Here is a 19583-nt window from a genome sequence, read left to right as displayed (position 1 = left end):
GCTTTGTTGTGTATTTTGTTTTTTCAGAACGCCGACTCAGATTCTCACCTGAGATATGAAGCAAGTCCGCTTATATTCTGCTTTCTGATCTCTCCTGCAACAAGTCCTGCAACGATATTCGCACCCTTTTCGCAGAAGTGAGTTCCGTCGGTAGAGTCAGCAACAGCTCCCATAAGGTGATAGCTTTTGGCAGTATCATAGCCTACGGAGTTGTAATGGCTCACCATAAGGGAATTAAGGTCTATGCACGGTACACTGTACTTTCTTGCAAGACCGTAGCAAGCGTCATTATAGTTTGTATAGCTGTTCACAAATCTGCCGTTTGAGTAAGCCTTCATGCCGATTGTAGTAGTGACAAGTATGGGAGTTGCTCCCTTGTCCTTTGCGGACTTGATGAACTGTGTCATATACCACTCATACGAGCCTGACGACGGATTGTCAACATTTCCGCAGGTCGGAGCATACCTGTCCGCATTTGAAGAGCCTGCGTCGTTGATAGCAAACTGTATCATTACGAAGTCGCCCTCTTTAAGGCTGTCCGCAATGGTCTGCCACCTGCCCTCGTCGTAGAACTTCTTGGAGCTTCTTCCTGCTATGGAGTGGTTCGCAACGGTTATATCACCGTTGAAGTAGTCCTGCATATAGTAGCCCCAGCCCTGCTGAGGAGCATATCTCGCACTGTAGCTCTGTACCGTGGAGTCGCCGGCGATATAGAGGGTATGCTGACCGCTGCCTGTATTCTGCTGCTCCATTGAGGGATCGTATATCTCGGCATACGGCTCGTCGGTCTGTATGAGCTCGATATAGTCAAGATTGGGAGCTCCCTCAGACATTGCCGACTGCATAACGATATTGTTGCTGCCTGCCTTCAGCGGAAGAACTATTCCGAACTCCGCCCAGTCAGTCCATGAACCTGTACCGGGGAATGACTGCATCCAGCAATAGTCGAAATCATTGTTTACAAAAAGCTTCATCTTTCGGTCGTTTGCCGAGCCGTTGGCGAAGCGGATATGCGTCATGTAATTGCCGTCTGCGGGAACATTAACGCTGAAAGTGATGTTGCTGTCAGAGTTGTTGCCCAGGTTCACATATCCCCTGTCGCAGGTATAACCGGTGTTTGTAGTTTCGATGATACCGTCATTCCATGTCTGGTCAGCCGCATAGTACTTCACAGGAACGGGAGTAGCAGTAACTGTTGTAGTCTGCTGTGTTGTCTCGGGAGGTGCGACAACTACTGTTATAGGATCGGGAAGCTTTACAAGTCCCAGCAGGTACATCTGTATGAACTGAGCGTCATTGACTGTCATACCGTCGCCGTCACCTGTAACATCGGCATTGCCTATTCCCACGCTTGTTATTGCACGGCTGTCAGAGCCGCCGTTACCGTATTTATTCGGGTTTGCAAGAGCCTGCATGATGAGCACAGCGTCGGAAAGGTCAACTCCGCTGTCGCAGTTTGCGTCGCCGGGAACAAATGTAATATCAAACGGGAGCGTTGTTGTAACAGTCGTTGTGACTGTTGTTGTTGTCGTTGAAGTTGTCGTTGTTGCAGGAACTGTAACAACTATATCGTCCGCCTCGCTCATTTCCCACTTCTGGCAGGCGTGACCGTTTACCTCCCACTGCTGGATATTTGCGCCGCCTGAAGTCGCCGCACTTCCGACTTCCACTGCGGAAGCGTCACGTGAAGCTCTTGTGAGGATGGTAACTGTGCCGTCGCCGTTGTCCATGAACTTGAAGAACTGGTCGCTGTAGCCGTTCTTCTCCGCAACAACTATATTCGCGCCGTTGTCGCGGCTTCCGTTGTCAACATAGAGGCAAAGGTCGGACTCCACAGGTCTGATGTAGTAGTAATCACCGGTGGCCTGTACGCACTTCCATGTATTGTGGAGCTGAGAAACACCGCCCGAAGCGCCCTGCTGAACGTTGTAGTTGTCCCCAACTTCCATATAGAGTCCGCTGTTCACATTCCTGAACATATAGCAGACGTTTTCCTTGGGGTGTACAGGCTCAGCCGCCGATGCTCCCGATTTGAGCTCCTCAAGCATGATCTCGGCTATTTTCTGAGCGCCCATTTTGCTCTGGTGGAGATCGTCGGCAGTACCGTCGTTCTTTATCGCATAGTAAGAAGCCATTCCGTCATATCCCACGGAAAGTCCGAAATTCTGCCACTTTGTGAACAGGTCGACCACCTGTACGTTCTGCTCGCTGCCTATCTTGTCAAGAGAGCCGCCGTACCAGCGTCCCGAGAGCTTGGGATTGCGCTGGAGGTCGCCTCGCCTGCCCTGCTGCTTGACAAGAACTACTGTCATGCCCTTGGCCTTGGCGCGCTTTACCATATCAGTGACCGTATTGTAATACTCCGTTTCGTTGGAGTAGTTTGAATCGTTGATACCAATGGAGATTATGTAGTAATCCCCTGATTTTCCGTAGGTCTCGATAGGAGCAAACTGTCCTGCGTCCACGAAGCCCTTTGCATACTGACCGCTGGTAGCCATGTTGCGGACGTCATAGTTCCCGTTCGGGAGCTTTCCGCTGAAGAACTGTCCCCAGCCGTGCTGTGAAGTGTCGGCGCAGTTGTAGTAATTGGCAACGGTAGAGTCGCCGCATATCCATACCGTAGGAGGCATTGTTCCCGTATCATTGAGCTGTGTTATCTCAACTGCCGCAATGGACTGCTCACGGTTGCTCATGCCCTCAACAGCCTGTATATTGAGCTGTCCGTCTGTAACAGGCAGCTTTACGGTCTCGACCGCTCCCCTGCCCGTGAGGTTCATCATCTGTACCATGCCCTCGAGCTTTATGGTAGTACGCGGAGCGTTTCCGATAGTTACCTTTACCTCATAAAGACCCTTTGGCAGGTCAACGTTGAAGGTATTGCCTGTGCCGTAATCCTTGAACTGTACCGCGTCCGCAGTAACTCCGCTGCCTCCTGCGTTTACGTTAGCCACGTTCCAGGTCTGTGCGAAGCCGTAGCCTCTTCCCGAATTATAGCCGTCCGAAGCCGATACTCCCGTGAAGCCGTTTGCCGCGCCGCTTCCGCCGAAGTCGAACTTCCAGTTAGCGGAAGCCGCCTGAGCCTTTTGCGGTCTTGAAAAATCCGCAGCGCCGATCCCCGCAAAAGTGGAAAGGGAAAGCGCCAGCGATGTAAGACCGCTCAGCATTTTTCTGAATTTCATGTAAACTCCTCCAATTCCGTACTGAAGTACGCGTAATTATCTACAATAATTATATCATTGTTAATAAGTCAAGTCAATAATCGCTGTATGCACTTTTGAATTATTTTTACGTATTTTTGTATCATTTTAACAATGAGAATACATAAAAGTTGACCGCCTGTCAGGAACGCCTGCAAAAGCGGATTCTTTTATTTTTTTGAAATCAGTTATACAGGTACACCCATTATTTTTAGTACCAATAAGTACTCAGCCGCACATCATCTTCATTAAATGTGGTAAAGTCATTAGTACCGATAGGTTCTAATACAAAAAAACGCAGGAGATGATACAATGCATTTTCAGAGACTGAAAGACCTGCGGGAGGACATGGATCTGACGCAGACAAAAGTCGCAGAGCTTCTGCACACAAGTCAGACAGTTTATTCCCGGTATGAACGCGGATTTCAGACCATTCCCGTCGAGCATCTCCTGATACTTGCCGATTTTTACGGAGTTTCCGTGGATTATATCCTCGGCAGGACCAATATCAAGGAAGTAAGCAGACAAATAAAAAAATAACTATCATGAGGGGGAACATATTATGGCAGTCAAAAACGCTCACGCCGGACACAGAGAGCGCATAAGACAGCGTTTTCTCGATTCCGGTCAGGACGGCCTTTTCGAGCATGAGCTGCTTGAGCTCCTGCTGTTTTACGCTCGTCCCGTCGTAAATACGAACGGTATCGCCCACGCTCTGAACGACGAGTTCGGAAGCCTCGGCAGAGTCATTTCCGCCGACAAAAGCGATCTGCAGGCTGTAAAGGGCGTTGGCGCAGGCGGAGCTGCCTTTCTCAGGCTCATGCATGACTTCGGCACGAACTACCTCCGAAGCTCCCACAACGCCGAAACTCTTACCACTCTTGAACAGCTCTGCGCCTGCTTTGAGGAGCAGTTCCGCGACACTGCCGCAAAGGTTTGCTCGATACTCTGCATGACCTCTCAGGGAGAGCTGCTAAGAACGGTGACAATACCGGTATCCGACCTCATCAACCGCAGTATTTCGCCAAAGGAGATAGCCGCACTGATACTCAGGAGCAATGCGGCTTCCGTATGTATCGGTCTCAGCCACGGCGACGGACTGCCTATCCCCGATAACAGTGACTTCACCGTTACTCACAGCTTCGGTGAGCTCCTTTCCGCTATTGGCGTTTCTTTCAGGGACAGTATCATTTTCGGCGGCGGCAAGAGCTTTTCCATGCGTTCAAAGGGCTCCTTTGCGTTCTGAGCTATGGCAGAAGATACGAAGCTCCGCCGCGAACAGCTCCTGAGAAAATACGAAAAGGACGGCTTTGACGGGCTTACCAAGCATGAACGGCTCGAGCTGCTTTTCACGTACAGCCGCTGTGAAGAGCCTGCAGCCCTTGCTGCGGAGCTCCTCGGTGAATACGGTAGCATAAACGCCCTTGCAAACGCCGATCCTACGCTGCTCATGAAAGACGGACGAGTTAACAGCAGCACGGCTGTGTTGCTGAAACTTATCCCCTGCATAAGCCGCTCGCTGTACATGGAGCGCTTTGCGGTCAAGACCATAAAGGACGCAGAGTCCGCCAAAAGATACTTTTCCAGTCACTTTATCGGAGCTGTCGGCGAAAAGTTCATAATAACCGCGGTAAGCAGGAAAATGCGTGTGATAAGCTCAAAGGTGCTCGCCTGCGGAACGAGCACAAGGGTCACGGCTTCATACAAGGATATCGCGGATTTTGTCATAAAAACGGACTGCTCCCTGTTTTTCATTGCGCATAATCACCCTAACAGCCCATCTGCTCCCTCGGAAAGCGATATTCTCTTCACGAAAAACATCATTTCGTCCATGTCAATGCTGGGAGCTGTCCTTGCAGACCACATAATCGTGGGAGCATCCGACGAAACGTCCTTCCGCGAGCTTGGGATACTTCCCGAAATGTCGGCAAAATCCATTGAGGGATATCATGTATAATACATAAAAGCCATAAGGGGTAACCTTATGGCTTTTTAGTTATTATGATCTTTTCACGTCTTTCGTTCTTGACAGGCTGTACTCAGTATGCGTTACGTCCGATTTTTCGGGATCGTCCTTATTCGGGCGCTCCGAATGTATCGTCATATGTATATCGCTGAACCCGTCTATCACCTGCTGAAGCCTGAAAACCGTCTCGCGGAGTATCTCGTGCTGATGAGCCGTGAATATCCGTCCCGCAGGCGACTTCGGATTGGCCTCAAAGAGAATATACATCAGGCTTAGGAACTGTTCCGTAGTCTTCGGCGTATCGAGAACGCCGTTTATCATCCTGAACTTCATTGTCACCGAGCCGTCCTCGGCAATGAACTCCGCCATTTCCGAATTGGCTGCATATCTGCCGAAGATCTCGATAAATACGGCATTGGTGAACTTAAAAACGAGATAATTACTGAACTCGTCCATATTTTATGAAAGAGCAGCCCTGAGAGCATCTGCCCTGTCAGTCTTTTCCCATGCTACACCGAGGTCCTCGCGTCCCATATGACCGTAAGCTGCAAGCTGTCTGTACTGCGGCTTTCTGAGGTCGAGCATTTCAATGATAGCAGTCGGACGGAGATCGAATACCTTTGCAACAGCCTCCGAGAGCTTCTCCTCGTCGACCTTGCCTGTGCCGAATGTATCAACAAGTATGGAAATAGGCTTAGCTACGCCGATAGCGTATGAGAGCTGCACCTCACACTTTTCCGCAAGACCTGCTGCTACTACATTCTTGGCGATATAACGGGCAGCGTAAGCAGCGCTTCTGTCGACCTTCGTCGGGTCCTTTCCGCTGAAGGCTCCGCCGCCGTGACGTGAATATCCGCCGTAGGTATCAACGATTATCTTACGTCCCGTAAGACCGCTGTCGCCCTGAGGACCGCCCACAACGAAACGTCCAGTAGGATTGATGAAAAGCTTTGTATTGCTGTCCATGAGCTCTGCAGGGATAACAGCCTTTATAACGAACTCCTCGATGTCCTTGCGTACCTGATCGAGAGAAACGTCAGCCGAATGCTGTGAGGAAACAACAACAGCGTCAACTCTTACGGGCTTGCCGTTGTCGTACTCAACAGTTACCTGTGACTTTCCGTCGGGACGGAGGTAACGGAGAGTACCGTCCTTGCGGACTTCTGTGAGCTTCATTGAGAGCTTGTGTGCAAGCGAGATAGGCAGCGGCATAAGCTCGGGAGTCTCATTGCAGGCATAGCCGAACATGATTCCCTGGTCACCTGCGCCGTTTGAAAGTCCGTCGGACTCGCTGTTTTCTTCTCTGTATTCAAAAGCCTCGTTAACACCCATTGCGATATCGGGCGACTGCTCGTCGATAGATGTAAGAACAGCGCAGGTATGGCCGTCAAAGCCGTACTTGGCCCTGTCGTAGCCGATATCAATGACTACCTGACGTGCGATCTTGGGGATATCGATCTCAGCCGAGGTGGTTATCTCGCCCATACAGAGCACCATACCTGTGGTAACGCAGGTCTCGCAGGCAACTCTTCCGAGCTTGTCCTGCTCCAATATAGCGTCAAGAACGGCGTCCGAGATCTGGTCGCAGATCTTGTCGGGATGACCCTCGGTAACTGATTCGGATGTAAAAAAGCATTTACTCATTAATATGACCTCCTGGTAAATAAAAAAGACCTCCCGGTATGAGAGGTCATGAATGCATAACGTCCTCATCTTCCGGATAAAACCGCAGGAATTAGCACCTTCGGCACATTCCGTGCCGGGTTGCTGCGGCTTCATCGGTCCTGTTACCTCCGCCGCTCTTGATAAGGTTATGAGAGTATTATACACCATTGTCGGAAATTTGTCAATAGGATATTTCCCATGTGCAACACTTTTTTGGCACAAAACAAATGAGCCTCCTTTTCAGGAAGCTCATCTGCCATGATATAGGGATTATTGGGGATTTAATAATTTAATGTTGGGGTAAACATTAAACTACCATGAAAATCAGCCTCGGGATATTCTCCCTCAGCATTTATATTATATCATAGTTTTATGTATTTTGTGTGAAAAAGTTGAACGGGCAGCAGAGAAAAAAATCAACATTTTGTTAGGCAAACTATCAATAATCCACAATGCATCTCCGCTTTTTCCACCTGTTTTAAACTTGTAGTATTTTTTTGTAATCGAATTAGCACCTGTATTTTACAATTCTGCCCTTTGCCGTAACTTCTTACAAGTTCACGGGAACGCCTGTAAATCGGTCAATCCTGCTTTCTCACATCGCTTATCTTGAACCAGAATGTCGAGCCCTTTCCGAGGGTGCTGCGAACTCCGTAATCGTAATTATGCATTTTCAGCACAGCCTTAACGATAGAAAGACCAAGTCCCGTGCCGACGACCTCACGCTTATGGTTCTCGGAGCGGTAATACTTATCAAAAATAAGCTTTATCTTGTCCTCCTCTATACCGTCGCCGGTGTCCTCGACTTCCACAATAACACCGTCATCTGTATTGATCTGCCGTACAAAGACCTGTTTATCGTCGCCTGTGTAGTTTATGGCGTTATTGATAAGGTTGTATATGACCTGCTCTATCTTGACCGTATCGCAGCAGACTATCCTCTCCTCGTCGGGAGTAAAATTGATAGTATAGCCGTTCTTCTCGGAAAGTCCCTTGAAACGGTCGATTATCTCGCTGAGCTTGCCGCTTATGCCGAATTCCGAAGGAGTAAGCTTCTGCCTGCCGCTCTCGAGCTTTGAGAGGTCGAGCATATCGTTTACAAGAAGTGCAAGACGGTCGGTTTCGCTGATGATTATTTCCAGATGCTCGTTGCGCTTTACGGGATTATCGCCTGAAAGATCGCGTATCATTTCCGCATAGGCTTTCAGCATTGTGAGAGGAGTCCTCAGGTCGTGGGAAACATTTGCAATGAGGTCTCTCTGCATCATATCCACCTTTGAGAGCTCTTTTTCCGCATAAGTAAGGGTATCCGCAAGCTTTTTTGCTTCAAGATAGCCTCTTCCGTCGAATTTTGTGGTAAAATCGCCCTTTGCGAGCCGTTCCGCCGACTTTGTTATCCTGTCTATAGGCGCGGAAATACGCTTTGCAAGGTACAGTGATATGATAAACGCGATAATGATGAGCAGCGTAGTTATGAACATGAGCTGCCGCTTGATAATGGCAACTGTAGCCTCAACAGGAGCCAGCGCCGAATTGATTATCAGGTATCCCTGGGGAGCCTTCGCCGATCCGAGCCTCATTCCGCATATGAGCGTAGGAGCGCCTGTCCTCTTGTTTTGCGGCATTTTCTTTATAATACCGTTTTCAGAATCGTCTATCTCGTCAATGATGCGGTTGTTCTCATTGTTAAGATTGTGTATGATACAGTCCGCAAGAACATGCTTTTTATAGATATGTCTGCCGTATCTGTCCGTGACCTCCACACAGAGCTCGTTTTCAAGGGCGACCTCGTCTACCGTGCGGTAGAACTCGTCCTTGTTGTCGCTCATGAAGGATTCCGCGATTATGTCCATGCTTTCCACGGCAGTACGCGCCTTGATGCCCTTGTAGAAGCGCTCGAGGAAAAATATCTGGAATATCCACAGAAGAGCAAGAACTATGACCGTAAATATGACAAAATACAGCCAAATCTTGAATTTCAGGGAAATTTTGCTCTTCGCGTGTCTGAAATGTTTAATCGGCTTCAAACTTATATCCCATTCCTCTCAGTGTAACGATGAACTTTCTGTACTCGCCGAGGCTGTTCCTGAGCATTTTTATGTGCGTATCAACAGTTCTGTCGTCGCCGAAGAAGTCATAGCCCCATACCTCTTCAAGCAGCTTGTCTCTGGAAAGGGCGATATTCTTGTTTTTCACGAGATAGAACAGTAGATCGTACTCCTTAGGCGTCATTGAAGCCTTTGTGCCGTTGACATAGACCTCGCGTCCCGCGATATCGACGTCAAGTCCCTCAAATGTGAATTTATCGGGGACAGAAGCTTCCTCCTGACGGGTATTTCTCTTCAGGACGACCTTGACTCTCGCCATGAGCTCCTTGGGAGAAAAAGGCTTTACAACGTAATCGTCGATGCCTATCTCAAAGCCGAACAGCTTGTCGTACTCCTCGCCTCTTGCAGAAAGCATGATGACAGGGATATTCTTGGTCTTATGTATCTCCTTGCAGGCGGAATATCCGTCAAGTCTGGGCATCATTACGTCCATAATGATAAGGTCGTAGTCGTTTTCATGGCAGAGATTGATCGCTTCCATGCCGTTTTCGGCTTCTGTTACCTCATAGCCCTCAAATTCGGCATATTCGCGCACTACCTTTCTGATATTGATCTCATCGTCCACAATAAGGATATGTGCCATAAATTACCTCCGTGCATTATCCGGGTACATTTCTGATCCTGCGGCCGAAAGCCTGTAAATTCGCCTGAACGAGCCGCTTACCCATTTGATTTTAAGTCTCTTATATCATAAACATACAATATGCAGCCTTTGGCTGTTCTTCATTTCTATTATAACATTATATTTGACAAAAGTGTATATTACGTGATATTTTCTTGTAAATTTCCGTCAATTTTATCAAATTTGTTAGAGGAGTTAAATTTATAATTGACTTTTTCGTTTATTATTGCTATAATAAATATGGGTAATTATGTTTGAAGGGAGGCAGTGCCTGATGAACAAAGGATCTGACAAGGACAAAAAACAAAAGAACAATAAGGTAAAAAGCGTATCAAACAACTTTAACCCACTTGCAGCAGCCGTTATAATCGTTATTGCCAGCGCACTTGTAATAGGTTACTGCATATTTAATCCTGCCTACGCAAGATCGACTCTTATAATATATGTCTGCACAATGGTTTGTGCAACTATAATCCTTGCCATTTCAGGCTGGATATATCAGAATAAAAAGACCTCGCTGGACATAAGCGAAGTCATAAAGATAACCGAAAACCTCAACACGGAAATGATAATATGGTCCGAGGACTTTTCATTCGTATATATAAACAAGAAGCTCCGCGAGCTTCTCGGCATAACATCGGACTATTCAGACAAAAAAGAGGGAGTCTGGGCTGCTTTCGGCATAAATACTCCCGATTCCACCGCCCTTGAGCGTATTGTCGGAAGCAATTCCTACGAGTCCACTTTCCGCAATCCCAGCGGCGCCCTCGTATCCATCGCATGGAGCACCTCAAAGGTAAAGAGATTCAAAAAGCACGACATCTACCTCAGTGCAGGCTTCAACCTCACAGAGCTCAAAAAAATGAGGCTCAACCTTGCAAATGCAAACGATTTCTTCCACTCCTCAATGGAGCTTGCGGAGATCGGTCTCATTATGAGCACTGACAGACGGGTATTCCGTGCTTCTCCCGAGCTTTCCCATATGCTGGGACTGAAAAACAGCTCTATAAATGTCAACGAGCTTCGCTCAATAATACATCCAAACGACAGGCTCCAGTTTGACAGATCCATCAAGAGCCAGGACATAACGGCTTCAAAGAACCTCGAAATGAGGCTCAAGAGCGCAGACGGAGCTTACCGCTGGTACTCATTCCGCTTGAAGTCCATAATCGGAACAGGCAACAGCGCTCCCCTCTTCGGCGGAGCTGTTATCGACGTTACCCAGAAGCACGAAAAGGATATGCTCATCGAACGCCTCGCGTATATGGACGACGTTACCGAGATTGCCAACCGCAACAAGCTTGTGGTAACAGGTCAGGAGATATACGATTCCTGTAAGGTACTGGACTATTCCTTTTGGATAATCGTCCTCGATATCGACCGCTTCCACATAATAAACGACACCTGCGGCTACAATAACGGAAATTTTGTACTGAAAAACTTCGCACATATCCTGTATAAATACGTGACCCCGGGAGGTCTTGCAGCCCGTATCAGCGGCGATAATTTCGCCCTCCTGCTGAGAGACTACGGCGACGAGGAAATGCCGATGAGGACCGTAAAGGAAATACAGGAGGACTTCACAAGGCTCGCTGTGGACGATTTCGCGTCCATAAGCCTTACCTGCTCGGCAGGCTACTCGAAAATGCCCGAGGACGGCGGTTCCTTCCTCGAGGTAATGGAGCACGCCGAATTCGCCCTCAAATCCAATGCAGGCATTCAGGGCAGTATTTGCGGCTATGAACCGAGTATGCACGATTCTATCATCGGCAATACCGAACTTGAAAAGGCTCTTGCACTTGCCATTGACAATAACGAGCTGCAGCTTTACTACCAGCCGAAGATCGACCTTTCATCAGGCAAGATCATGGGCGTCGAAGCCCTCATACGCTGGATAAAGCCTGACGGCACGGTAATAACTCCCGATTCATTCGTACCTATCGCGGAAAGCTCGCATCTTATCGGCAAGATCAGCGAATTCGTACTCAACGAGGGCTGCCGTCAGAACAAGCTGTGGCAGAAAATGGGCTATTCTCCAATAGTTATGTCCATCAACTTTGCTTCTTCCGACTTCTATCAGACAGACCTCAAGGAAAAGGTATTTGAAGCTCTTGCGCGTTCGGCACTCGATCCACAGTGGCTGGAGGTCGAGCTCACGGAGAGCCTCGCGCTCAGCGATATCGACTTCGCTGTAGACCAGATGAACAAGATACGCGATCTCGGCGTAAAGCTTGCAATGGACGACTTCGGAAAGGGCTATTCTTCACTCAGCTATCTTCAGGTCCTTCCCATCACGCTCCTCAAGCTTGACCGCTCGTTCATTACCGATATCGAGCACGACAATATCGCATACGAGATAGTTTCTGCGGTAATACGTATCGCGAAATCCAAGAAGATAGAAACTATCGCAGAAGGCATCGAAAACAACGTACAGGAGTCCATACTGCGTATGGCAGGCTGTGACTACGGTCAGGGCTACCTCTACGGACAGCCGATGCCGCCGGAAAAAATCCTGGAATTCTTTGAACAGAACGAAAAACGCGATATGAAGCGATAAAACACAATACTATACAGGGAGGTCATAATTATGAAAAGAAGAATAGGCATCCTTACAAGCGGCGGCGACTGCCCCGGACTCAACGCGACTATCAGAGGCGTTGCCAAAGCCTGCTATGAGCGCTTCGGCGAGGAAAATGTTGATATAGTCGGCATTTCCAACGGATACTACGGACTTATCAACAATCTCTGCAAGGATATGTCACCCTCTTCATTTTCGGGAATACTCACCCAGGGCGGAACTATTTTCGGCACCAAACGTCAGCCCTTCAAGATGATGCAGGTCATCGGAGAGGACAACATCGACAAGGTCAAGAACATGAAGGAGACCTACAAGAAGCAGAAGCTGGACTGTCTCCTCACCCTCGGCGGAAACGGCACTCACAAGACCTCAAAGCTCCTTGCTGACGAGGGTCTCAACGTTATCGGACTTCCCAAGACCATCGACAACGATATATACGGCACAGACGTTACATTCGGCTTCCATACGGCAGTCGACATCGCAACGGACGTGCTTGACAGGCTTCATACCACAGCCGCCAGCCACTCCAGAGTGCTCCTCTGCGAGATAATGGGAAACAAGGCAGGCTGGCTCACTCTCAATGCAGGTATCGCAGGCGGAGCTGATGTTATCATAATCCCCGAGATACCCTACGATATCGACAAGATATGCGACGCAGTAATGGCAAGAAGCGCCAACGGCAAGACATTCTCCATAGTTGCAGTTGCAGAGGGAGCTTTCGACGTCAATGAGGCTCAGATGAAGAAAAAGGAACGTGCAAAGAAGCGCGCAGAGGCAGGTATACTTACCGCTACCAGCCGCATCGCCGCTCAGATACAGAACAATACGGGTCTTGAAGCACGTGTATGCGTTCCCGGACATATGCTCAGAGGCGGAGCTCCAAGCGCCTACGACCGCGTACTTTCCACACAGTTCGGAGTTCATGCGGCTTACCTCATAGCAAAGGAGCGCTACGGCAGAACAGTCGCCAAGATAGGCAACAAGATAACCTCCAACAAGCTTGAGGATATCGCAGGCAAGACCAAATTCGTCGATACAGAGAACCATCTCGTTATCGCAGCCCGTGATATCGGAGTTTCATTCGGAGACTGACAATATACGCAGTTACCCCCGGACAGCTTTTTTGAAGCTGTCCGGGGATTTTTCAGCTTTATAACAGCATTGGTTTTCAGAAATGCGAAGGTACCGCCCGTTTCAGACTATCCCGAAAAGGTATACTGCTCGTATTATATATAATATAAAATACTTATATTATAAATTGATATGATAAGCCAAAGCCCCTATAAACAGCCGATTACTGCTTGCTTTGATGATTAAAACATTAAAAAATGCTCTTTTTTCAAAAAAACTATTCCCAAAAGTCTTGTAATGTGATATAATTATTATATATCTGTTCAGGAGGTATTACAAATGAAAGAAATGGAACTTTACAGCCTTTGGTGTGAAAACGCCAAAGAGGACGCTGATCTGCAGACTGAGCTCTCGGGGATTAAGGGCGACAGCAATGCTATAAGCGACAGATTTTACCGCGATCTCGAATTTGGTACAGGCGGACTCAGAGGAGTCATCGGCGCAGGTACCAACCGCATGAATATCTACACTGTAAGACGCGCTACACAGGGCTTTGCAGACTACCTCAACCAGGAGTACAAGAACCCCAGCGTGGCAATTTCCTATGACAGCCGTATCAAGAGCGATGTTTTCTCAAAGGCTGCTGCGGAGGTTCTTGCAGCTAACGGCATAAAAGTCCACATCTACAAGGAGCTTATGCCTACTCCCTGCCTTTCATGGGCAGTAAGAGCCCTCAGGTGCCAGGGCGGTATCATGGTCACTGCAAGCCACAATCCTGCCAAGTACAACGGTTACAAGGTATACGGCGAGGACGGCTGCCAGATAACTCTCAGAGGTGCTGAGATAATCCTCGAAAAAATCAATTCCCTCGATATGTTCAGCGGCGTAAAGCACTCTGATTTTGATTCAGAGTTAGCCAAGGGCAACATATCCTATATAGATAACAGCGTTATAGAGGAATTCTACAAGAGAGTCCTCGCTGAGGGCATAAATACAGACCTCTGCGCTTCAAGCGGACTCAAGGTGGTATACACACCTCTCAACGGTACAGGAAACAAGCCTGTACGCGAGATCCTCAGGCGTATCGGTATCACAGACGTTACAGTAGTCAAGGAACAGGAGAACCCCGACGGCAACTTCACTACCTGCCCCTATCCGAATCCGGAGATACGCGAGGCATTGCAGGTAGGTCTCAGCTACTGCGACAAGGTGAAGCCCGATCTTCTTCTTGCTACTGACCCTGACTGTGACCGTGTAGGTATAGCAGTTCCCGACGGAAAGGGCGGCTATGCACTCTTCTCGGGCAACGAAGTCGGAGCTATGCTTCTCGAGTACATCTGCGAGCAGCGCATCAGAAAGGGTACAATGCCCAAGGATCCTATTGCCGTAAAGACTATAGTTACTACGGACATCGTAAACCTCATCGGCAAGGAGTACGGAGTAAAGATAATCGACGTTCTCACAGGCTTCAAGTTCATCGGCGAGCAGATAGGCTTCCTTGAAGCCAAGGGCGAAGAGAACCGCTATATATTCGGCTTTGAGGAGAGCTACGGCTACCTCTCGGGCGGCTACGTAAGGGACAAGGACGCAGTAGACGCTTCCATGCTCATCTGCGAAATGGCTGCATACTACCGCACAAAGGGCATTACTCTCATGCAGGCCCGCGAGAATATGTACAAGAAGTACGGAATGTTCCTCCAGACTCTCTACAGCTTCGAGTTTGACGGCGAAAGCGGCATGAAGCACATGGAAGAGATAATGGCAGAGCTCCGCAAGAATCCTCCCACAGTTATCGGCGGTCTCAAGGTTGAGCGCTTCGAGGACTACAAGGCAGGCACCTCAAAGGACATCGCTACAGGCAAGGTAAGCGAGCTCACACTTCCAAAGTCGAACGTACTCGCATTCTACTTAGAGAACAACTGCAAGGCTATAGTACGTCCTTCGGGTACAGAGCCAAAGATAAAAACCTATCTCACTGCAAAAGCTCCAACACGTGAGGAAGCAGAAGCTATCGAGCAGAAGATCTATGCAGACTTCACTCAGAGCATGAAATAAAATTTCAAAGGGCGAACTTCGGTTCGCCCTTTATACGGTAATAAGGAGCAATTTATGACCATAAACGAAATAAAAGGACTGATAGACCGCTCACTGTTCGCTTCTCTCGGATATACCGACGAAAGCGGCAGACAGAACATACGCAGGGTGTTCTGCGTATGGCACAAGGGTCTCGGAACTCACATTATATCCACCAATACAAGCTCCTCACACGTAAAGAGCCTGCTGAAAAACAGCAATGCCTGCCTGTACTTTTCCGACGATACCTCCTTTGAAGCTGTCTGTCTCTACGGAAAGGCAGAAATATGCACTGACAGGCACTACAAGGAGCTCCTCTGGAACGAGGGGGACGAGAAATACTACCCCGGGGGCATAGACGACGAAGACTACTGCGTGATAGTTTTCACCGCAGAGAGCGGAAGATACTACAGAGCCGACGGAAAGGCTGACCTTTCTGCCGGCGCGATAACAGAATACGACAAGGAGTGCAAGCTTGAGAATGGCTATTCCAACACCCACAGCTGACAAAAACAATATACTGAAAAATCCGGGTGCTGCGGCAACATTTCTTCCCGGAGCAGTCATCGGAGCGCTGGTCTTCATCGCTTTTTTCGGCATACAGCTGATAAATCCGACAAACACCGACTGGATATTCACCAATCTCGGCGACGTAGCTCAGCACCATTTAGGCTGGGTATACTACAGACATACTCCCTGGACGTTTCCGATATGCATGACAGACGGGATATCCTCCGACGGCATGATATCCTGTATGTACACGGATTCCATACCGCTTTTCGCCATAATCTTCAAGCTCCTCTCCCCTGTTCTTCCCGAAAATTTCCAGTACATCGGACTCTGGGGAATCATCTGCTTCGCACTAAACGGCGGCTTCGGAGCTTCTCTGCTGAAGCGTATAGAACCGAACCTCTGCTTTACCACGATAGGCTCACTGTTTTTCTCGGTATTCGCCCCGTCGCTGAACCGTATACACCAGCACAACTCCCTCGGAGCTTCATGGCTCGTAATGCTGGCGCTCATGCTGACTATCGACCACAAGCGCGAATATAAACACAGCTTCACACCTGTTGCAGCGTGGGCAGCCACCTGCGTTGCAGCCACGCTGATACATCTTTACTTCATACCCATGATATACTCGGCGATGTTCGCATACGTGATAATGCTCTTTTTCAGGGACAAGAAGCGTCTCCGCGCTGTGTGCACAGCTGTTGTGCCAACGCTTTTCTCCGTGCTCAGTCTGTGGATAATAGGCGCATTCAAGGGCTCGGGAAGCTATTCCGACGGCGGCTTCGGACAGTTCTCCGCAAACCTCAACACCTTCTACAACGGCCTCGGGACTTCAAGATTTATCCCCTCTCTCCCTGTAAGGGACGGACAGTACGAGGGACTTGGCTATCTCGGTGTCGGAATGCTTCTCTGCTGTCTCCTCGGACTTATCTCGGCAGTGATATACTTTGCAAAGCAGGAAGGCTCATTCTTCAGGAACGTACTTTCATACGCAAAAAAACACGGGATAGAGATATTCGCCTATGTCAGCGCATTCTGCATAAGCTTTTTCTGGGCAGTCAGCACCACTGTCGCATTTAACGAAAAGGTGCTGCTGGATATTCATCTTCCCTTCGCTATCATGAGCAGACTGGCTGTATTCCGTTCATCGGGACGTTTCATATGGCTCCCCTGCATAATGATAATGACATTCGCAGTATGGCTTATTTCAAAGCTTAAATTCAAGGTTTCCGCTGCTCTTTTAACGGTATGCGTACTTGTAAACTGCATTGACTTCAGCGTATGGCGCGGAAGTCTCCACGCCCAGTACACAAGACCTGCCCTTGAACCCAACATAACCGAAAGCGAATGGCAGGAAGCCGTCAGAGGCGTTGACGAAGTTGTATTTCTGCCGCTCCCACCCGATTACAGAGCAAACATACAGCTTTACTTCGACATCTCCCGCCTTGCCGCAAGGGACAGGATAAGCCTGAGCAGCTTCTACCTTGCCCGTTCAGACTACGGCTCACTGTGGGAGTACGCCGATGAGCAGTACAGACAGCTTTCCTGCGGAAACGGTCGTGAGGACGCGCTGTATGTCTTCTTCAAGGACGAGGACGTTCCGAAAGACGTTGACAATATGACTGTATTCAGACTGGGTAACTACACTGTGGCAAGAGTTAAAAAATAAAATAATATCACAAACAGCTTGACACACACGGGACTGTGTGATATAATATATTATTGTAATGTATATTCGGCACTACTGTCTAAAGGAACTGATGGGCTGCTCGATTTGCAAAATAAATCGAAAGAGGTGACAATCGTGAAAGAGGGAATCCATCCTGAGTTCAAGAAGACCACAATTACCTGCCACTGCGGTAACGTGATCGAGACTATGTCTACAAAGGAAAACATCAAGGTTGAAATCTGCTCAAAGTGCCATCCGTTCTATACTGGTAAGCAGAAGCTTGTTGATACAGGCGGACGCGTTGACAGATTCAAGAAGCGTTTCAATATGGACAAGTAAGTCACAAGCCCCGTCATTGACGGGGCTTTTCGTCAATAAGGTTAATTTATTATGAACTATTTCACTATTTCCGCAAATACAAAGGCTTCATTCATAGAAAAGCGCTCGGAGTTCATAGGTCATATCGCTCCCGTAAAGACAGGCGATGAAGCGGTAGCCTTTATCAATTCCATAAAAGCCGAGCACCGCAAGGCAAAGCACAACGTTTATGCATATATACTCCGCAGGGACAATATTTCCAGGTATTCCGACGACGGTGAGCCTCAGGGAACTGCCGGCGTCCCCGTCCTTGACGTGCTGCAAAAGCGCGGACTCACCGATGTATGCGTTGTAGTTACGCGATATTTCGGGGGAATACTCCTCGGTGGCGGCGGACTTGTCCGCGCCTATTCACACGCGGCTTCCCTTGCCTGCGACGCTGCCCATATCATGAATATGTGCCTGTGTCACCGGCTGAAGATAACCGTCGACTACGGTATGTACGGAAAAATATCCTATCTTCTGCCGAATTTCGACACTATCGCGGTCAATTCCGACTTTGGCAGCGACGTGACACTTGAGATACTGGTGCTCTCCGAAAAGCTGGAGTCGCTGAAAAACGAGCTTACGGAAGCCACAAACGGCTCTGTCGATATCACTGACTGCGGAGAGCTTTTTGAGGATTTTTCCTCCGTAAAAAAAATTTCCGAATAAAAAAAGGGTTTTTTGTCCCGTGATAGTATAAGTATATAGACGCATTTTTCAGGAGCATATCCTGAAACATTTTTTCATGTCAGGGGGAGTATTGTATGACAGTACGCGAACAGATAGAGATAAGCGAGGCAGGCATCCTCAGCAAATTCGCCTGCGCCAGCATTGATACAAAAGGCACGGAGCGCGAGCGCTATGAGGACAAGTGCCCTTACAGAACGGAATTCCAGCGCGACCGCGACCGCATACTCCACTGCAATTCCTTCCGCAGACTGAAGCGTAAGACGCAGGTTTTTCTTTCCCCTGTGGGCGACCACTACAGGACAAGGCTCACCCATACCCTCGAGGTATCGCAGATAGCAAGAACTATCGCAAGGGGTATGCGTCTTAACGAGGATCTCACAGAAGCTATCGCCCTCGGTCACGACCTGGGACACTCCCCTTTCGGACACTGCGGCGAAAGAACTCTCGACGAGATATGTCCCCACGGCTTCAAGCACTACGAACAGAGCCTGAGAGTCGTGGACGTCCTTGAGAAAAAGGGCAAGGGACTTAACCTCACATATGCGGTCCGCAACGGCATACTCTGCCATACCAATATGATTGCGGACACAAAGGAGGGCAATATCGTCCGTCTTGCGGACACTATCGCCTACATAAACCACGATATAGAGGACTCTATCCGTGCAGGGATACTCGATCCCAATGAGCTTCCCCGTGACTGCGTTGTTACCCTCGGTAATACCAAGACCAGAAGGATAACGACCCTCATAGCCTCCGTTATCGAACACGGAGCAGTCGATATAGACTTCGCTCCCGATATACGCAAGGCTCATGACGACCTCAAAGCCTTCATGTTCGAGAAGGTCTACACAAACCCCACCGCCAAGCAGGAGGAGGGCAAGGCAGAACGCCTTATCCGAAAGCTTTACGCATATTTCATCGAGAACAGCAAAAAGCTCCCCGACGAATACCGTATCATCATGAAGGATTCGGACGCTGACAGAGCTGTCTGCGACTACATTTCGGGAATGAGCGACGAATATGCAGTCGGTCTCTATACTGATCTTTTCGTGCCGAAATTCTGGAAGTGAG

General features: G+C 48.7%; 16 protein-coding genes and 1 riboswitch. Of the genes, 11 read left to right on the top strand and 5 right to left on the bottom strand.

Annotated elements, in window-relative coordinates; translation table 11 throughout:
• Window positions 1–44: 44 nt before the first annotated feature.
• Window positions 45–3179: a GDSL-type esterase/lipase family protein gene (locus IKW96_RS09825; protein WP_296573888.1), complete on the bottom strand. Its 3135-nt coding sequence runs from the start codon at window positions 3177–3179 to the stop codon at window positions 45–47.
• A gap of 330 nt (window positions 3180–3509) precedes the next feature.
• Here IKW96_RS09825 and IKW96_RS09820 point away from each other — a divergent pair, with 330 nt between their 5' ends.
• From IKW96_RS09820 to IKW96_RS09810, 3 genes are read left to right on the top strand one after another with little or no spacing between them, the layout of a single operon-like run.
• On the top strand, window positions 3510–3737 hold the full coding sequence (locus tag IKW96_RS09820; protein WP_296573885.1) for a helix-turn-helix transcriptional regulator: 228 nt from the start codon (window positions 3510–3512) through the stop codon (window positions 3735–3737).
• Between the two features lie 22 nt (window positions 3738–3759).
• The gene (locus IKW96_RS09815) at window positions 3760–4443 is read left to right on the top strand and encodes a JAB domain-containing protein (RefSeq protein WP_296573880.1); all 684 of its coding nucleotides are present in this window, start codon (window positions 3760–3762) and stop codon (window positions 4441–4443) included.
• A 3-nt stretch (window positions 4444–4446) separates the two neighbouring features.
• Complete coding sequence (locus IKW96_RS09810) at window positions 4447–5154, top strand: JAB domain-containing protein (RefSeq protein ID WP_296573877.1); 708 nt, start codon at window positions 4447–4449, stop codon at window positions 5152–5154.
• 42 nt (window positions 5155–5196) lie between these two features.
• Here IKW96_RS09810 and IKW96_RS09805 read toward each other — a convergent pair whose 3' ends face one another.
• From IKW96_RS09805 to IKW96_RS09790, 4 genes are all read right to left on the bottom strand, one after another.
• On the bottom strand, window positions 5197–5619 hold the full coding sequence (locus IKW96_RS09805; protein WP_296573875.1) for a hypothetical protein: 423 nt from the start codon (window positions 5617–5619) through the stop codon (window positions 5197–5199).
• Between the two features lie 3 nt (window positions 5620–5622).
• Window positions 5623–6807, bottom strand: coding sequence for a methionine adenosyltransferase (gene metK, locus IKW96_RS09800; RefSeq protein WP_296573872.1), 1185 nt, complete (start codon window positions 6805–6807; stop codon window positions 5623–5625).
• Window positions 6808–6869: 62 nt separating this feature from the next.
• Window positions 6870–6975: riboswitch (SAM riboswitch) on the bottom strand.
• Window positions 6976–7409: 434 nt separating this feature from the next.
• Window positions 7410–8855, bottom strand: coding sequence for a HAMP domain-containing sensor histidine kinase (locus IKW96_RS09795; RefSeq protein ID WP_296573869.1), 1446 nt, complete (start codon window positions 8853–8855; stop codon window positions 7410–7412).
• A complete protein-coding gene (locus IKW96_RS09790; protein ID WP_296573865.1) occupies window positions 8842–9519 on the bottom strand; it encodes a response regulator transcription factor in 678 nt (225 codons plus the stop codon). The genes IKW96_RS09795 and IKW96_RS09790 overlap by 14 nt, the downstream gene beginning before the upstream one ends.
• 313 nt (window positions 9520–9832) lie before the next feature.
• Here IKW96_RS09790 and IKW96_RS09785 point away from each other — a divergent pair, with 313 nt between their 5' ends.
• The 8 genes from IKW96_RS09785 to IKW96_RS09750 all read left to right on the top strand — a co-directional run bounded on the left by IKW96_RS09785 (window position 9833) and on the right by IKW96_RS09750 (window position 19582).
• Window positions 9833–12115: a bifunctional diguanylate cyclase/phosphodiesterase gene (locus IKW96_RS09785; protein ID WP_296573861.1), complete on the top strand. Its 2283-nt coding sequence runs from the start codon at window positions 9833–9835 to the stop codon at window positions 12113–12115.
• 30 nt (window positions 12116–12145) lie between these two features.
• Complete coding sequence (locus IKW96_RS09780) at window positions 12146–13228, top strand: ATP-dependent 6-phosphofructokinase (protein WP_296573859.1); 1083 nt, start codon at window positions 12146–12148, stop codon at window positions 13226–13228.
• A 318-nt stretch (window positions 13229–13546) separates the two neighbouring features.
• Complete coding sequence (locus IKW96_RS09775; RefSeq protein ID WP_296573856.1) at window positions 13547–15262, top strand: phospho-sugar mutase; 1716 nt, start codon at window positions 13547–13549, stop codon at window positions 15260–15262.
• A gap of 54 nt (window positions 15263–15316) precedes the next feature.
• Window positions 15317–15787: a pyridoxamine 5'-phosphate oxidase family protein gene (locus IKW96_RS09770; protein WP_296573854.1), complete on the top strand. Its 471-nt coding sequence runs from the start codon at window positions 15317–15319 to the stop codon at window positions 15785–15787.
• Window positions 15762–17459: a DUF6311 domain-containing protein gene (locus tag IKW96_RS09765; protein WP_296573851.1), complete on the top strand. Its 1698-nt coding sequence runs from the start codon at window positions 15762–15764 to the stop codon at window positions 17457–17459. The genes IKW96_RS09770 and IKW96_RS09765 overlap by 26 nt, the downstream gene beginning before the upstream one ends.
• Window positions 17460–17594: 135 nt before the next feature.
• The gene (rpmE, locus tag IKW96_RS09760; protein ID WP_019678077.1) at window positions 17595–17798 is read left to right on the top strand and encodes a 50S ribosomal protein L31; all 204 of its coding nucleotides are present in this window, start codon (window positions 17595–17597) and stop codon (window positions 17796–17798) included.
• A gap of 51 nt (window positions 17799–17849) precedes the next feature.
• Window positions 17850–18491 carry a YigZ family protein gene (locus IKW96_RS09755; RefSeq protein WP_296573848.1) on the top strand — a complete coding sequence of 214 codons (642 nt, stop codon included), beginning with the start codon at window positions 17850–17852 and terminating at the stop codon, window positions 18489–18491.
• A 95-nt stretch (window positions 18492–18586) separates the two neighbouring features.
• Window positions 18587–19582 carry a deoxyguanosinetriphosphate triphosphohydrolase gene (locus tag IKW96_RS09750; RefSeq protein ID WP_296573845.1) on the top strand — a complete coding sequence of 332 codons (996 nt, stop codon included), beginning with the start codon at window positions 18587–18589 and terminating at the stop codon, window positions 19580–19582.
• Window position 19583 lies beyond the last annotated feature (1 nt).

This window comes from Ruminococcus sp. (assembly GCF_017549005.1).
Classification (GTDB): domain Bacteria; phylum Bacillota; class Clostridia; order Oscillospirales; family Ruminococcaceae; genus Ruminococcus.
The sequence above is the reverse complement of the archived record's forward strand: the minus strand, read 5'-3'. Positions and strand labels throughout refer to the sequence as shown.

What these genes read in the sequence shown, in the direction of transcription:
- IKW96_RS09775 (WP_296573856.1), top strand. Translation starts at nt 13,547, where the DNA reads ATGAAAGAAATGGAACTTTACAGCCTTTGGTGTGAAAACGCCAAAGAG.
- IKW96_RS09825 (WP_296573888.1), bottom strand. Translation starts at nt 3,179, where the DNA reads ATGAAATTCAGAAAAATGCTGAGCGGTCTTACATCGCTGGCGCTTTCC.
- IKW96_RS09805 (WP_296573875.1), bottom strand. Translation starts at nt 5,619, where the DNA reads ATGGACGAGTTCAGTAATTATCTCGTTTTTAAGTTCACCAATGCCGTA.
- metK (WP_296573872.1), bottom strand. Translation starts at nt 6,807, where the DNA reads ATGAGTAAATGCTTTTTTACATCCGAATCAGTTACCGAGGGTCATCCC.
- IKW96_RS09820 (WP_296573885.1), top strand. Translation starts at nt 3,510, where the DNA reads ATGCATTTTCAGAGACTGAAAGACCTGCGGGAGGACATGGATCTGACG.
- IKW96_RS09815 (WP_296573880.1), top strand. Translation starts at nt 3,760, where the DNA reads ATGGCAGTCAAAAACGCTCACGCCGGACACAGAGAGCGCATAAGACAG.
- IKW96_RS09790 (WP_296573865.1), bottom strand. Translation starts at nt 9,519, where the DNA reads ATGGCACATATCCTTATTGTGGACGATGAGATCAATATCAGAAAGGTA.
- IKW96_RS09780 (WP_296573859.1), top strand. Translation starts at nt 12,146, where the DNA reads ATGAAAAGAAGAATAGGCATCCTTACAAGCGGCGGCGACTGCCCCGGA.
- IKW96_RS09785 (WP_296573861.1), top strand. Translation starts at nt 9,833, where the DNA reads ATGAACAAAGGATCTGACAAGGACAAAAAACAAAAGAACAATAAGGTA.
- IKW96_RS09750 (WP_296573845.1), top strand. Translation starts at nt 18,587, where the DNA reads ATGACAGTACGCGAACAGATAGAGATAAGCGAGGCAGGCATCCTCAGC.
- IKW96_RS09810 (WP_296573877.1), top strand. Translation starts at nt 4,447, where the DNA reads ATGGCAGAAGATACGAAGCTCCGCCGCGAACAGCTCCTGAGAAAATAC.
- IKW96_RS09770 (WP_296573854.1), top strand. Translation starts at nt 15,317, where the DNA reads ATGACCATAAACGAAATAAAAGGACTGATAGACCGCTCACTGTTCGCT.
- IKW96_RS09765 (WP_296573851.1), top strand. Translation starts at nt 15,762, where the DNA reads ATGGCTATTCCAACACCCACAGCTGACAAAAACAATATACTGAAAAAT.
- IKW96_RS09755 (WP_296573848.1), top strand. Translation starts at nt 17,850, where the DNA reads ATGAACTATTTCACTATTTCCGCAAATACAAAGGCTTCATTCATAGAA.